At 70.6% G+C, this 14,709-nt stretch carries 14 protein-coding genes; 6 read left to right on the forward strand and 8 right to left on the reverse strand.

Annotated features, from left to right (window positions below; translation table 11 throughout):
• Positions 1-76 precede the first annotated feature (76 nt).
• The 4 genes from J2W21_RS12235 (at position 77) to J2W21_RS12250 (ending at position 3,889) form a co-directional block, all read left to right on the forward strand.
• Complete coding sequence (locus J2W21_RS12235) at positions 77-1,807, forward strand: dihydroxyacetone kinase family protein (RefSeq protein ID WP_307114785.1); 1,731 nt, start codon at positions 77-79, stop codon at positions 1,805-1,807.
• A gap of 87 nt (positions 1,808-1,894) precedes the next feature.
• Entirely contained in the window at positions 1,895-2,353 is a 459-nt protein-coding gene (locus tag J2W21_RS12240; RefSeq protein WP_307114786.1) for a ribose-5-phosphate isomerase, read from the forward strand.
• A complete protein-coding gene (locus J2W21_RS12245) occupies positions 2,350-3,174 on the forward strand; it encodes a triose-phosphate isomerase family protein (protein ID WP_307114787.1) in 825 nt (274 codons plus the stop codon). Before J2W21_RS12240 ends, J2W21_RS12245 begins: the two co-directional genes overlap by 4 nt.
• A complete protein-coding gene (locus tag J2W21_RS12250; protein WP_307114788.1) occupies positions 3,167-3,889 on the forward strand; it encodes a GntR family transcriptional regulator in 723 nt (240 codons plus the stop codon). The genes J2W21_RS12245 and J2W21_RS12250 overlap by 8 nt, the downstream gene beginning before the upstream one ends.
• Positions 3,890-4,058: 169 nt before the next feature.
• Here the strand turns inward: J2W21_RS12250 and J2W21_RS12255 are convergent, their stop codons facing one another.
• The 5 genes from J2W21_RS12255 to J2W21_RS12275 form a co-directional block, all read right to left on the reverse strand.
• Entirely contained in the window at positions 4,059-5,435 is a 1,377-nt protein-coding gene (locus J2W21_RS12255) for an MFS transporter (RefSeq protein WP_307114789.1), read from the reverse strand.
• A gap of 182 nt (positions 5,436-5,617) precedes the next feature.
• Positions 5,618-6,385 (reverse strand): SDR family NAD(P)-dependent oxidoreductase, encoded by a 768-nt coding sequence (locus tag J2W21_RS12260; protein WP_307114790.1) that lies wholly within the window; start codon positions 6,383-6,385, stop codon positions 5,618-5,620.
• Positions 6,386-6,401: 16 nt separating this feature from the next.
• Positions 6,402-7,379, reverse strand: a complete 978-nt coding sequence (locus J2W21_RS12265) for a 3-hydroxyacyl-CoA dehydrogenase family protein (protein ID WP_307114791.1) — start codon at positions 7,377-7,379, stop codon at positions 6,402-6,404.
• Between the two features lie 9 nt (positions 7,380-7,388).
• The gene (locus tag J2W21_RS12270) at positions 7,389-8,327 is read right to left on the reverse strand and encodes a sugar phosphate isomerase/epimerase family protein (RefSeq protein ID WP_307114792.1); all 939 of its coding nucleotides are present in this window, start codon (positions 8,325-8,327) and stop codon (positions 7,389-7,391) included.
• A 383-nt stretch (positions 8,328-8,710) separates the two neighbouring features.
• Positions 8,711-9,811 (reverse strand): carboxylate-amine ligase, encoded by a 1,101-nt coding sequence (locus J2W21_RS12275; RefSeq protein ID WP_307114793.1) that lies wholly within the window; start codon positions 9,809-9,811, stop codon positions 8,711-8,713.
• Between the two features lie 89 nt (positions 9,812-9,900).
• Here J2W21_RS12275 and J2W21_RS12280 point away from each other — a divergent pair, with 89 nt between their 5' ends.
• Entirely contained in the window at positions 9,901-10,554 is a 654-nt protein-coding gene (locus tag J2W21_RS12280; RefSeq protein WP_307114794.1) for a trimeric intracellular cation channel family protein, read from the forward strand.
• A gap of 46 nt (positions 10,555-10,600) precedes the next feature.
• Complete coding sequence (locus tag J2W21_RS12285; protein WP_307114795.1) at positions 10,601-11,599, forward strand: aldo/keto reductase; 999 nt, start codon at positions 10,601-10,603, stop codon at positions 11,597-11,599.
• A gap of 62 nt (positions 11,600-11,661) precedes the next feature.
• Here J2W21_RS12285 and J2W21_RS12290 read toward each other — a convergent pair whose 3' ends face one another.
• The 3 genes from J2W21_RS12290 to J2W21_RS12300 all read right to left on the reverse strand — a co-directional run bounded on the left by J2W21_RS12290 (position 11,662) and on the right by J2W21_RS12300 (position 14,565).
• Positions 11,662-12,768 carry an ABC transporter substrate-binding protein gene (locus tag J2W21_RS12290; protein WP_307114796.1) on the reverse strand — a complete coding sequence of 369 codons (1,107 nt, stop codon included), beginning with the start codon at positions 12,766-12,768 and terminating at the stop codon, positions 11,662-11,664.
• Positions 12,769-12,835: 67 nt separating this feature from the next.
• Positions 12,836-13,711: an ABC transporter permease gene (locus J2W21_RS12295; RefSeq protein WP_307114797.1), complete on the reverse strand. Its 876-nt coding sequence runs from the start codon at positions 13,709-13,711 to the stop codon at positions 12,836-12,838.
• Positions 13,712-13,716: 5 nt separating this feature from the next.
• Positions 13,717-14,565: an ABC transporter ATP-binding protein gene (locus J2W21_RS12300; RefSeq protein WP_307114798.1), complete on the reverse strand. Its 849-nt coding sequence runs from the start codon at positions 14,563-14,565 to the stop codon at positions 13,717-13,719.
• Positions 14,566-14,709 lie beyond the last annotated feature (144 nt).

Here is a 14,709-nt window from a genome sequence, read left to right on the forward strand (position 1 = left end):
CCTGCTTCAAATATCCTATAGGAAAGAGGCCCGAGGGTTTGGGCGTCGCAGGTGACTCAATGTCGAGGAGAAGCACATGACCCGGCTGTGGAATGATCCGGCCTCGTTCGCCGATGACATGGTGGACGGATTCGTGCGCGCCAACACGCGCTGGGTGCGCAGGGTGACGGGCGGGGTGTCCCGCTCGACCCGGTCCCCGGAGCCCGAGGTTGCGCTCGTGATCGGCGGCGGCTCCGGCCACTACCCGGCGTTCGGCGGCCTCGTGGGCCCCGGCCTCGCCCACGGCGCGGCGATGGGCAACCTCTTCGCCTCCCCGTCCGCCCATCAGGTCGAGGGCGTGATCCGCGCGAGCGAGCAGGGCCGCGGCGCGCTCCTGAGCTTCGGCAACTACGCCGGCGACGTGCTGCACTTCGGCGCGGCGCAGGAGGCCGTGCGCGCCGACGGCATCGACTGCCGCACGGTCACCGTCACCGACGACATCTTCAGCGCCCCGCCGGCCGAGGCCGAGCGCCGCCGCGGGATCGCCGGCGACCTCACCGTCTTCAAGGCCGCCGGCGCCGCCGCGGCCCAGGGCTACGGGATCGACGACGTCGAACGCGTGGCCATCGCCGCCAACGCCCGCACGCGTTCCATGGGCGTGGCCTTCACCGGCTGCACCCTCCCGGGCGCCGAGGAACCCCTGTTCACGGTGCCCGAGGGCAAGATGGCCGTCGGCCTGGGCATCCACGGCGAGCCGGGGATCGACATCACCGACATCCCGAGCGCGGACGGCCTCGCCGAGCTGTTCGTCCGGCACCTCCTGGACCCCGCCGAGATCCCCGACGGCGCCTCGGTCCGCGGCGGCCGCGTGGTGCCCATCCTCAACGGCCTCGGCTCCGTCAAGAACGAGGAGCTCTACGTGGTCTACGCGCGCATCGCGGACCTCCTCGAGGAGGCCGGGCTGACGCTCGTGGACCCGCAGGTCGGCGAGTTCTGCACGAGCTTCGACATGGCCGGCGCCTCCCTGACGCTCTTCTGGGTCGACGACGAGCTCGAGCGCCTCTGGCTCGCCCCCGCCGACACCCCCGCCTTCCGCACCGGCTCGATGGACACCTCCGCGCTCGAGGCCGTCACCGCCTCCGGCGAGGACGAGGCGGAGGCCGAGCTGCCGCCGTCGTCCGAGGAGTCCCGCCAGGCCGCGCGCCTCATCGGCGAGGCGCTCGCCGCGGTGCGGGAGCTGATCGGCGAGCAGGCAGCGGAGCTCGGCCGCATCGACGCGATCGCGGGCGACGGCGACCACGGCATCGGCATGCAGCGCGGCACGGTGGCCGCCGCGGAGGCTGCCGCCGCGCTGGCCGAGCAGGGAGCGGGCGCCGAGAGCCTCCTCGTCCGCTGCGGCGACGCCTGGTCCGACCGTGCCGGCGGCACCTCCGGGGCGCTCTGGGGCCTGATCCTCAAGACCGTCGGCTCGCGCCTCGGGGACACCGAGCCGCCGACGGCGCCCTCCGTCGCCGCAGGGGTCTCCGCGGCCAGGGACGCGGTCATGGACTACGGCAAGGCGAAGGTGGGCGACAAGACGATGGTCGACGCGCTCGTCCCGTTCGCCGACACGCTCGCCGAGCGGGTGGAGGCGGGCGAGAGCCTCGCCGAGGCCTGGCAGCGCGCGGCCTCCGCCGCAGCCCAGGCCGCCGAGGCGACCGCGGACCTCATGCCCGGCATGGGCCGCGCCCGCTCCCACGGCGCCAAGTCCCTCGGCACGCCGGACCCCGGAGCGGTCTCCCTGGCCCTCATCGTCGAGCGCGTCCACGCGGTCCTCTCGGCCCGCTGACCGGCTGCCGGACCAGGACCACCGCAGGCCCAGAACGCCACAGACCCAGACCACCACAGACGCAGTACCCACGACGAAGGAGCACGCATGCCCGCATGGCGCATCGTGGTCGGCTCGGATGACGCCGGCTTCGACTACAAGGAAGTCATCAAGAAGGACCTCGAGGACAGCGGGCTGGTCGCCTCCGTGGCCGACGTGGGGGTGGATGCCGACGGGCACACCAACTACCCCACCATCGCCACGACCGCCGCCGAGATGGTGGCCCGGGGCGAGGCCGACCGCGCGATCCTCGTGTGCGGCACCGGCCTCGGCGTCGCCGTCGCGGCGAACAAGGTCAAGGGCATCCGGGCGGTGACGGCCCACGACAGCTTCTCGGTGGAGCGCAGCGTGCTGTCCAACAACGCCCAGGTGCTGTGCATGGGCCAGCGCGTCATCGGGATCGAGCAGGCGCGCAGGAATGTGCGCGAGTGGCTCACGTACGTCTTCGACGAGACGAGCGCCTCCAACGACAAGGTCCGCGAGATCTGCAGCTACGAAGGGCTATGAGCGTGACGGCGTTCCCGCCCGTCCTCCTCGGCACGAGCACCAAGATGTACTTCACCCACGAGCGCACGCTCGCGTGGTGCCGGTCGGTCGCCGAGATCGCCCGGCGGCACCCCGCGACCGCGGGCGGGAGCGCGGGACTGTTCGTGGTCCCGGGCTACCTCTCGGTGGCGGCGGCGCTGGGGGCGCTCGACGGCGCCGCCATGGTCGGCGCGCAGGACCTCGCCACCGAGGACTTCGGCCCGTTCACCGGTGAGGTCAGCGGGGCCCAGCTCGCCGAGCTCGGCTGCTCCCTCGTGGAGGTCGGGCATGCCGAGCGGCGGCGCCTGTTCGGCGAGGACGACGCCGTGGTGCGCGCCAAGACTGCCGCGGCGCTGCGCAACGGGCTCGTCCCGCTCGTGTGCGTGGGCGAGGCCCACCGCCTCGAACCGGCGGCGGCCGCGCAGGAATGCATCCGGCAGCTCGACGACGCCCTGGCCTCGGCCGGGGCGTCCGGCCTGTCCGGCCGAGTGATCGCCGCCTACGAGCCCCAGTGGGCGATCGGCGCACCACAGCCGGCGGACCCGGACTACATCCGCGCGGTGTGCGCGCCCCTGCGCGACCACGTCCGGGCACTGCCCGGGCGCGAGGGCTCGGCTGTCATCTACGGCGGCAGCGCCGGCCCCGGCCTCCTCACCCAGATCGCCGACTCGGCAGACGGCCTGTTCCTCGGCCGCTTCGCCCACGATCCCGCGGCGGTGGAGGCCATCCTCGACGAGGTCGCCGCCCTCGTCGGCACAGGCGGGACTGGTACCATCAAGGACTCAGGAGGAGCCCATGTCTGAGACCGTCTACCCCCTCGCCGGGGCCGCAGCCCTCGAGCGCCGGGGGCTGCGTGACCGCGTCTACGATCTGGTCCTCGACATGCTCATGACGGCGGACCTGGCCCCCGGGACGCGGCTCTCCATCGACGCGATCGCCCGGGACCTCAAGGTCTCCCCCACGCCCGTCCGCGAGGCCCTCGTCCAGCTCGAGCGCACCGGACTCGTGACCCGGGAGGCCCTCAAGGGCTACCGCGTCGCCCCGCCGCTCGCCGAGGATCACCTCGAGGCGCTCTTCGATGCCCGCCTCGTGCTCGAGGGCGGCGCCACGGAACTCGCGGCCCGGCACGCGGAGACGCTCGTGCCCCGCCTGGAGCAGGCCCTCGCCGCGCACATCGAGATGACGCGCGTCGTCGACGAGGCCGTGGCGCACGGCGAGAAGCTCTCGCTGGCGCTGATGCGCGACTACTACGCGGTCGACTGGAACTTCCACCACCTCATCTTCGAGGGCACGCAGAATCCGTTCCTGATCGACATGTCCGAGGCCATCTCGACCCGCGTCCACCGCATGCGCCAGACCGTCAAGTCCGGGGTGAGCGACGCGGACGAGGCCGTGGTCGAGCATGGCGCCATCCTCGAGGCCTTCCGCTCCGGGGAGGGCGCCGCCGCTGCCCGCGCCATGCGCGCCCACATCGAGCGGGTCCGCGAGCGGGCCCGCCGGGACGTCGCCTCCTCCTGACGCCGGCTGCTCCCCGCGGCTCCAGCTCCCCCGCAACCCACGCACGACGCCGGGCCGGTCACCTCACGAGGTGACAGGCCCGGCGTCGTCCTCGCCTCCGGCCACCCGGCGACGAACGGCAGGCGCCCCCAGACCCTCGAGGGTCTGGGGGCGCCATGGGCCGTGCGGGTCAGTGGACCGGGGTAAACTCCTCGGCCCCGAGCAGCTCGTCCGACTTCGCGCCCTTGAAGAACTTGGTTGCGAAGACCATCGCGGCGGCGAGGAAGGCGAAGACGCCCAGGGACACCACGCCCCACTCGCCGCTCTTGGTGGGCAGCGCGTCGTTGAACGCGGTCCGCATGAGCGGGGCCACGAAGCCGCCGAGGTTGCCCAGGGAGTTGATGAGGCCGATGCCGGCCGCGGCGGCGGCGCCGGTGAGGAAGGCCGTGGGGTAGGCCCACGTGATCGGTCCGACGGTGAGGAAGCTCGCCACCGCGAGGGTGATGAACAGGATGCCGAGGAGCGGCAGGTTGTTCGCGCCGGCCCAGGCGGAGCCGATGATGAACACGCCGGTTCCGACGTAGAGCAGGCTGCCCCAGTTGCGCCGGCGGGCCACCGTGTGGGCCGCCTTGCCGAGGAAGTAGCAGGCGAACAGGCCCACGAGCCACGGGATGGCGGAGACGAGGCCGACCTCCCAGCCGACCTTCTTGCCCAGCAGGCCCGCGACCTCCTGCGGGAGGTAGAACGTGGTGCCGTAGACCGCGATCTGGAGGGCGAAGTAGATGACCGTGAAGTACCAGACCTTCCAGTTCGCCATCGCGCGCCAGATGCCGCTCGGGCCGTCCTCGGTGCGGGCACGGTCCTCGACCGCCATCGCGTTCGAGAGGGCGAGCTTCTCCTCGTCGGAGAGGAACTTCGCCTTGGCCGGGCTGTTCGTGAGGAGGAACAGCGCCGCGATGCCGGCGATGACGGCGAGCAGGCCCTCGCCGAAGAACATGACCTGCCAGCCGCGGGCGAAGCCCAGGGAGTCGCCGAAGCTGATGAGTCCGCCGGAGAGCGGCGCTCCGATCATCTGCGAGAACGGCTGGGCGAGGTAGAAGATCGCGAACATCTGCACGCGGACCTTGTTCGGGAACCACTCGGACAGGAACATGATCACGCCCGGGAAGAGGCCGGCCTCGGTCACGCCGAGGAGGAAGCGCAGCACGTTGAACATGACGTCGTCCGTGGTGAAGGCGAACGCTGCCGCGACGATGCCCCACGTGATGGAGATGCGCGCGAGCCAGAAGCGTGCGCCGAAGCGCTTCAGGAGCAGGTTGCTGGGCACCTCGAAGAGGGCGTAGCCGATGAAGAAGATGCCGGCGCCGAGGGCGAACGCGGCGTCGCCGACGCCCCGGTCCGCCCTGAGGGCCGCCTGGGCGAATCCCACGTTAGTGCGGTCGAGGAAGGCGACGAAATAGAGGATGACCAGCATCGGCATCAGGTGCCGTGCGGCCTTCGCGATGGCGGATTTCAGCGCAATGTCATGCGCCGAGGGCGCGGCCGTCCGCGGAGCGGGCAGGGTCACGTCAGCTCTCCTTTGAGATGAACCTAGGGGTTGGGTGTCGTTGATGGAACGGGAACGGTGGTGCTAGCGGCCCTGCAGGAGCGTGACGACGCCGACGGCGACGAACACGATCCCGATGGCCAGGAAGGCGAGGCGGGACTTCGACCAGGGGCCGATGATGGATTTCACGCGGGTGCTCCGTCTCAGTGCATGTACAGGCCGCCGTCGACGTTCAGGGTCTGGCCCGTCACGAAGCCGGCGTCCTCGCTGATGAGGTAGGCGATGGCCGCGGCGATGTCCCGCGGGGTCCCGATGCGCGGCAGCACGCCGTCGGCCGCCATCTTCTCCTTGCGCTCGTCCGTGAGCGTGCCGCCCATGATGTCCGTGTCGATCGGCCCGGGCGAGATCGCGTTGGCGGTGATGCCGTGCTGGCCGAGCTCGCGGGCGATGCTGCGCGTGAACCCGATGACGCCGGCCTTGGCCGCGGAGTACACGGTCTTGCTGTAGGTCCCGCCGCCGCGCTGGGCGGAGACCGAGGACAGGCTGACCACGCGGCCCACGCCGTTCTTGACCATGGACTCGACGGCGCGGCGGGTGGCGTAGTGGACGCCGTTCATGTTGATGCCCATCACGCGGTTCCACTCCTCCGCGGTGACCTCGAGGTAGGGCACCGGCGAGGAGACGCCGGCGAGATTGACGAGGGCAACGATCTGGGGCAGCTCGCCCTCGAGCTCGTCGAACGCCGCGCGGACCTGGGCCTCGTCCGAGACGTCGGCGCCGGCGCCGGCAGCCTGGACGCCGTGCTCGAGGGCGATCTCCTCGGCCACGCGCTTGGCGGCCTCGGCCTCGACATCGATGATGCCGATGTTCCAGCCGCGCTCGGCGAGGTAGTGGGCGGAGGCGCGGCCGATGCCGCGCGGGGAGGCCGCGCCGGTCAGGACGACGGTGCGGGATGCGGGGAAGTCAGTCATGCGGATCTCCTGGTCTTCAGTGGGCAGCCGCGGCGGGCGCCGGCTGGATGGGGGCGGGGCCGAGCTCGTCCATGAGCTTCTTGATGGCCACATAGGCCTTGTTGCGGTAGGCGACGAGCTCCGGGGTGCGCTCCGCGGGGACGTCGAGGTAGCCGGCGCCGGACTTGGTGCCGAACTTGCCGGCGTCCACGAGCTCCTTGAGGGACTCCGGGGTGGCGAACCGCTCGGGCCAGCGGGTCTGCAGCGACGCGTAGCAGAACGCGTACACGTCCAGGCCGGCCATGTCCGCGATCGCGAACGGCCCGAAGACGGGCAGGCGGAAGCCGAACGTGGTGCGCACGATCGTGTCGATGTCCTCCGGGGTCGCGATGCCCTCCTCGACGATCTGCGTGGCCTCGTGGAACAGCGCGTACTGGAGGCGGTTGAGCACGAACCCGGTCGCGTCCTTCACCCGGGCCGTCTCCTTGCCGGTGGAGGCGACGAGGTCCTCGACGAGCGGGATCACGGCCTCGTCCGTCCCGGCGTGGGGGATGAGCTCGACGCCGGGAATGAACGGAGCCGGGTTGGAGAAGTGCACGCCGAGGAACCGCTCCGGGTTCGTGACGGCCTCCGCGAGCGAGGCGATGAGGATCGTCGAGGTGTTGGAGCCGATGACAGCGTCCGGCCGCGCCGCCGCGCTGATGCGGCGGAGGGTCTCGTGCTTGATCTCGATCTTCTCGGGCACAGCCTCCTCGATGAAGTCCGCGTCGGCCACCGCTTCCTCGATCGAGGCGGCAGGCGAGAGGTGCGCCTCGAGGCGCGCGACGGCGTCGTCCGGGAAGAGCCCGTCCGCCACGAACTGGCGGGCCTCGGCCAGGAGCCGCTCGTAGTTGTTGGTGGCGATCTCCTCGGAGATGTCCGCGATCTTGACAGTGGCGCCGGCGAGCGCGAGGACCTGGGCGATCCCGCCGCCCATGTATCCGGAGCCGACGACGGCAACGGTGATGTCAGGCATGTGGTTCTCCTAGCCCTTGGGGAGCAGAGTGCGGATGTACTTCTGGTTCGTCGCGCAGACGCCGAGGCTGTCGCCGCCGTAGTGCTCCGTGAGGATGATCCCGTCGAAGCCGGCCGCGATGGCGTCGCGGAACACCTGGCGGTAGTTGATGAGGCCCATCTCCATGGTCGAGGGCACTGAGGTGGCCCAGCTGCCGTCCCCGGCCTCGTCGCGCGTGTAGTTCTTCACGTGCCAGTAGTTGGCGTACGGGAGGGTCTTGTCGAAGAGGTAGCGCCAGTCCTCGACCGGCCGGTGCAGCCGGATGAGGTTGGCGACGTCCGGGTTGATGCCCACGTTGTCCAGGCCCACCTCCTCGATGAAGCGCACCGCGCTGTCGGCCGTGCCCACGTAGGTGTCCTCGTACATCTCGAGCGACATCCGCAGGCCGACGTCCGCGGCGTGCTTGCCGAGCTCGCGGATGCGCCCGACGGCGGTGTCCCAGACTTCGCGGTCGTCGGGGTCCTTGGGGCCCTCGGCGGTCCAGAACCACAGGGCCTTGCGCTGGGCCTCGCTGAAGGGCTGGTGGAGGCCGGTCGAGAAGACCTGCATGCCCCACTCGGCCGCGGCGTCGATGGTCCGGTGGGCGTAGGCGAGGTTGCGCTCCTCGTGGCCGGGCATGATCACGCTCTGGCGCTGGAGGTGGACCGACGGGATGCCCACGCCGTGGGACTTGGCGATGGCCAGGAACTCGTCCCTGCGAGCGGGCTCGAGGTCGGCCGGGCGGACGTGGCTGTCCGCCAGCTCGGCGAGGTTGAAGCCGACGTCGGCGATCTGGGCGAACATGTCGTCCCAGACCTCGGGCGATGCATCATGCATCGCCACTCCCGTGCGGCGGTCCACCGCCTGGAATCCGTGGAGGCAGGTCGCGATCGGCCATGACTCTGCCGTGAACGCTGGTTGGTTCGACATGGTGCTCCGTTGCAGCTGATGGGTGAGGAAACGCTGCCGTGAGGCAGCTCACGAAAAGATCCTATAGGAAATATGCTTGCTGTCAACGGCCCGATCGATCGGCATGAGGAGTCACGTACGCACCCTCGAGGAGTCACCTACGCACGCCTGAGAAGTCACCCACGCACGCTCGAGGAGTCAGGGACCCCGCAACACGGCGGACGTGACCCCTCAACACGGCGGACATGACCCCTCAACACGGCGGACATGACCCCTCAACACGGCGGACATGACCCCTCAACGGGCGGAGGTGACCCCTCAACCTGACGGAGGTGACCCCGCAACGGGACGAAGGTGACTCCTCAAGGCGGGCGAGGCGGGGTGGCGCGCGGGGACGCGTGGCGTCAGGGGATGTCCCACCCGCCGTCGCGCTGCTGCGTCGCCTCGACGGCGGCGTGCACGACGCCGGCCAGCCCCTCCCCGTCGGACGCGGTCTCGCGCTGGGCGCGCTCCCCCGAACCGCGGGCGAGCACGCCGCGCACGGCCCTCTCGGCCCCGGCGAGCTCGCCGGTTTCGCGGAGCACCGGCCCCACGTGCTCGAGCAGGGCGCCGAGCGCGTCCTCGGCGGGGACGGGCCGACCCGAACGCGGGTCCACGAGGTCGCCGTTGAGCCCGGAGCGGCTGGCCCGCCACGCGGCCAGGCGCAGCACGGCGCCCGGGGTCCCGAGCGGCGCGCGGCCCTCGGCGGCCTCGCGCGCCGCGGTCTCCACGAGGCCGCGGACGAGGACCGCGACGAGGGCCGAGTCGGCGGCGTTGAGGCACACGTCGGAGGCGCGCACCTCCACCGTCGGGTGCCGGCGCGAGAGGCGGGCGTCGAAGTACACCATGCCCGCGTCGAGGATGCTGCCCGTGCCCACCATGGACCCGACGAGCCGGTTGTACACCTCGGCCGAGCCGAACGGCTCCTGCGGACCGGAGGTGGGCCACCGGTTCCACACCTGGGTGCGGAAGCTCGCGTAGCCCGTGTTCGCCCCGTGCCAGAACGGCGAGTTCGCGCTCAGCGCCGCGAGCAGGGGCAGCCACTCGCGGATCCGGTCGAGCACCCCCACGCCCTCTTCGGCGGAGGAGATGGACACGTGCACGTGCAGCCCGCAGGTGAGCTGCTCGAGCGCGGTCAGGCGGTACTCCTCGGCCATGGCCGCGAACCGGTCCCCCTCGCTGAGGTGGGTCGCGGAGCTCAGCGGCGAGGTCCCGAGGGCAGCGATGCGGGCGCCGACCTGCCGCGCCGCCCGGTCCAAGGCACGCCGGCCGTGGTAGAGCTGGCCGAGCAGCTCCTCGTGCGTCAGGCAGGGCTCCGTCTGGACCTCCACCTGCTCGAGCTTGAACTCGCGCTCCACATCCCGCGGACGGCCCATGACCGCCAGCACCCGGTCCACGAGCGGCTGGGGCGCACCCGTCTCGGGGTCCACGATCAGCAGCTCTTCCTCCGCCCCAAAGCTCCGCATACCGGCCATTCTGCCAACCCGCGCCGCCCGGGGGACATCCCCCGCGCCGCGCGCGGCGTCAGAGCAGGGCCCGGCCCTACGCTGGGTGCATGGATGCCCGCACCTGGTCCCTCGTGTTCGACCTCCTCGGGGTGTTCTTCTTCGCTGTGTCGGGCTGCCTCCTGGCCGTGCAGAAGAACTTCGACATCGTGGGCTCGCTCCTGCTCGGCTCCCTCACCGGGCTCGGCGGCGGCGTGATCCGCGACCTCGTGCTGGGCCGCTTCCCGAACTCGTTCGCCGAGCCCGTCTACCTCGCCCCGCCCGTGCTGGCGGCCGCGGTGGTCTACTTCCTCATGCCCGCGGTGCAGAAGGCGCGCCGGACGCTCCTGACCTTCGACGCCGCGGGGCTGGCGCTGTTCTGCATCACGGGCACGGTGACGGCCCTGAGCTACCGGGTGAACCCGGTCTCCGCGGCGCTGCTCGGGACGGTGACCGCGATCGGCGGGGGCCTGATGCGGGACACTGTGGCCAATGTGCGGCCCGGGCTCTTCGACCGCCACGACCTCTACGCCATCCCGGCCATGGTGGGCGCCGGCGCGGTCGCCGCCCTGTGGGCGCTCGGGCTGTACTCGACGGCCGCCGGAGTCATCGTGGCGGTGGTCGTCTTCGCCTTCCGGATCCTCGCCCTGCGCCTGCGGTGGCGGGTCCCGCTCGCGGCCTCCAGCCGGCACCGCAGCGGCGGCGAGGCGTCCGTGCGCGAGTGAGCGCGGGGCTTGACGCGCTCCCCACCCGAGGGAGTTGGCTAGGACCATGACGCAGACACGAACCCTCGGCACCGCCTCCCCGCTCACCGTCTCCTCCCTCGGCCTCGGCTGCATGGGCATGTCCGAGTTCTACGGCACCCCCGACGAGGCCGCGGGCCTCGCGACCATCCACCGGGCGCTCGAACTCGGCATCACGTTCCTGGACACCGCGGACATGTACGGGCCGTTCACGAACGAGCTGCTCGTGGGGCGGGCGATCGCGGGCCGCCGCGACGAGGTCCAGCTGGCCACGAAGTTCGGCAACGTCCGCGGACCGAACGGCGAGCGCCTGGGCATCAGCGGCACCCCCGAGTACGTCCACCAGGCCTGCGACGCGTCCCTGCAGCGCCTCGGCGTGGACCACATCGACCTCTACTACCAGCACCGCGTGGACCCCAAGGTGCCCATCGAGGACACCGTGGGCGCGATGGCCGAGCTCGTCCAGGCCGGGAAGGTCCGGCACCTCGGGCTCTCCGAGGCCTCCGCGGCGACGATCCGGCGCGCGCACGCCGTCCACCCGATCACCGCCCTCGAGACCGAGTACTCGCTGTTCACCCGCGACCTCGAGGACGAGATCCTGCCCACCATCCGGGAGCTGGGGATCGGCCTCGTGCCGTACTCGCCGCTGGGCCGGGGCATCCTGACCGGCCAGATCACCGCCGAGTCCCTCGCGAAGGAGGGCGATGCCCGCAGCAGCCGCTACTTCCCGCGCTTCCAGGGCGAGGCGCTCGAGGCGAACCTCAGGCTCGTGGACAAGGTCAAGGAGATCGCCGCGGCGAAGGGGGTCACGGCGGGGCAGATCGCCCTGGCCTGGGTCCTCGCCCAGGGCGAGGACGTGGTCCCGATCCCCGGCACCAAGCGCGTGAAGTACCTCGAGGAGAACGCCGCGGCCAGGGACGTGGAGCTGAGCCGGGACGAGCTCGAGGCACTCGAGCGCGCGGTGCCGCGGGACGCCGTCGTCGGCTCCCGCTACGGCGACATGAGCAGCATCGACACCACCCGCTGACCGGCGCACGACGGCGGCCCCGCACCTTCTCGGTGCGGGGCCGCCGCTGGTTCGGGCTGGCGTCAGCCGTTGTCCCCCGCCGGGGTCGAGGAGGCGGTGTAGCCCTCGAGCTTGAGGGCCGCCTGGGCGTACTTCTGGGTGAAGGTGTCCGAGACCTTGATCTTGGACGTGTCCACGCCGATCGTCTTCTCCTCCTCGAAGATCGTCTTCGGGCCGCCCTCGGGCATGATCCCGTCCGGCAGGAACTGCGCCTTGTCCTGGTCGAGCGCCTTCACGTACTGGTCCTTGGTGATGGTGGCGTTCTGGACGTAGGACTGCGGCAGCTTGTCCGCGATGTCCGCCGCGGAGTGGGTGCTGATCCAATGCATCGTGTCCACGAGCGCGTCGACGACCTTCTGGGCGGCGTCCTCGTGGGACTTCACCCAGTCCGCCTGGGCCAGGAGCCCGGCCGAGGGGAGCGTGCCGCCCAGCGCGGCCTTCGCGCCGTCCGCCGTGGCCAGGTCGATTGCCGGGACCGCGAGGTTTTTGGCCTCCAGCGCCCCGACGGTGGGCTGCGTGGTCATGACGCAGTCGGCCGAGCCGCGCTGGATCGCCGCGATCGCGGTGGCACCGGCGCCCACGGCGATGGTGTGGTAGTCGTTCTTCGAAATGCCGGCCTTGGACGCGATGAACTGGGTGAGCTCGTCGGTGCCGGAGCCGAGGTCCGTCACGCCGACGGTCTTGCCCTTGAGGTCCGCGCCGGTGTGGACGTTGGCCTTGGGGCTGCACATGATGCGCTCGCCCGGCGCTCCGGAGAGCTGGACGAGGTTGATGACGTTCTTGCCCTTGGACTGGAAGTCGACGGTGTGGATGTACCAGGCGCCGGCCATGTCGACCTGGCCCGAGGCCATCGCGTCCTCGGCGCCGACGCCGCCCTGCTGCTCCGTGGAGAGCTCCACCTTGACCCCGTACTTCTGGTAGTACCCCAGCTGCTGGGCGAGCTGGTACGGGAGGTAGATCTGCTTGTCGATGCCGCCGACCATGAGCTTGACCGTGGGCATGTTCGCGCTGTCCGCGCTGGAGCCGCCGCCGGCGGTGCTCCCGCTCGAGGCGGTGCTGCCCCCGCCGCAGGCGGACAGGCTGAGCGCCACGGCTCCGGCGGCGGCTGCGGCGTAGATGCTGCGCTTCATCTTCATTGTTGTACGCATCCTCTGTGTTATTCCTGATGGAATTTCCGGGTGAAAAAGGGAAGAAATACTAGATGGCCTGCGCCTCGGAGCGGTTCGGCGGCCGCCATTTGAGGAGGGACTTCTCCAGGAGGCTGATCAGGAATTCCGCACCGAGGGTGATGACGGCGATGATGACCATGCAGGCGAAGACCGTATTCGGGTCGAAAGTTCCCTGGGCCTGGCTGATGATCAGCCCGACGCCCTGCTGGGCCCCGAGCACCTCGGCGACGAGCGCGCCGATGATCGCGAAGCCGAAGGCCGTGTGGAGGCTCGCGATGATCCACGTCATGGCGGACGGGATGGTCACGTGGAGGGCCACCTGCAACGGCGAGGCGCCGAGGACCCGCACGTTGGCGATGAGGTTCTGGTCGACCTCGCGGACGCCCTGGAACGCGTTGAAGAACACCACGAAGAACACGAGCACCGCCGCGAGGAGGATCTTCGGGAAGACGCCGAGGCCGAACGCCACGATGAAGATCGAGCCGAGCACGATCCTGGGGATCGAGTTCACGATCCGGATGTAGGGGCCGATGACGGCGGAGAGGTACTTGTTCGAGCCCAGCAGGATGCCGAGGACCACTCCGACCAGGGTGCCGAGCAGGAACCCGAGGAAGGCCTCCTGGACCGTGACCCACAGGTTCTCCCAGATGGTGCCGAAGGCGGTGCCCTCGGTGAACAGCTTCACGAGGCTGTTCCAGATCTCCGACGGCTGGCCGAAGAAGAACTTGTCGACCCAGCCCTCCTCGGTGAACCACTGCCAGCCGCCGACCACGGCCACGGCGAGGGCGATCCGGCCCGTCCAGATGAGCGTCCTGCGGCGGCGGAAGGACTTCCGTGCGGCCGCCTGGAGCTCGGCTCCCTGGTCCTTGCGCGCCTCGGGGGCGCGCACCTTCTCCTGTGCCATGGCCGTCATGCTCCAACCCCTGCCGTGCGCGCGTAGGCCCGCGTGACCTCATCCTTGAGTGAGTCCCAGATGCGTCCCTGGAGCTCGAGGAACCGCTCCTCGTGGCGGATCTCCTGGACGTTCCCACGCGGCCTGGGCAGGTCGATGTCGAAGACGTCCTTCACCGAGCCCGGGCTGCTGGTCATGATGACCACCCGGTCGGAGAGGGCCACGGCCTCGTCGAGGTCGTGGGTGATGAACAGGACCGAGGGCCGCAGCTCCTCCCAGAGCTTGAGGAGCTCGTTCTGCATGATGGCCTTGGTCTGCACGTCCAGGGCCCCGAAGGGCTCGTCCATGAGCAGGATGCGCGGGTTGTTGATCAGGGCCGCCGCCATGGCGACGCGCTTGCGCATGCCGCCGGAGAGCTGGTGCGGGTAGCGGTCCTCGAATCCGGCCAGGCCCACGCGCCGCAGCCAGTCCCGGGCGAGCTCGGTGGCCTCGCGCTTGGGGGTGCCGAGGAGCACGGGGCCCATCATGACGTTCGCGAGGACGCTCTTCCACGGGAAGAGGGCGTCCGCCTGGAACATGTAGCTCACGCCGTCCGTGACGCCCTCGACCCGCCGGCCGCCCACATGCACCGACCCCTCGCTGGGCCGCTCGAGTCCGGAGACCTGGGCCAAGGTGGTCGACTTGCCGCAGCCGGTCGGGCCGACGATCGAGCAGAACTGTCCCGGCTCGACCGTGACCGTGACGTCCCGGATGGCCGTGAAGGTCTCCCCCTTGGGGGTGAGGTAGCGCTTGGTCAGCCCGGAGATCTCGATCCCCGCATCCTCGGCGCCGATCGCCGGCGGCCGGATGGGATGAATTACTCCCATGGTCAAAAGACCTCTCTGTCTTTGCATGCCTGCTCCGAATTTGCAGGGACGCCTTTGTCTGGTGGATCCTTAATCCATGCCCCGTGAAATGGATCACATCGGCTGCTCCGAGAGTAGAAAAGCGCCGCGTCCCACAGCCAGCCT

It is taken from the genome of Sinomonas atrocyanea (assembly GCF_030811715.1).
In the GTDB taxonomy this organism is placed as follows: Bacteria; Actinomycetota; Actinomycetes; order Actinomycetales; family Micrococcaceae; genus Sinomonas; species Sinomonas atrocyanea_A.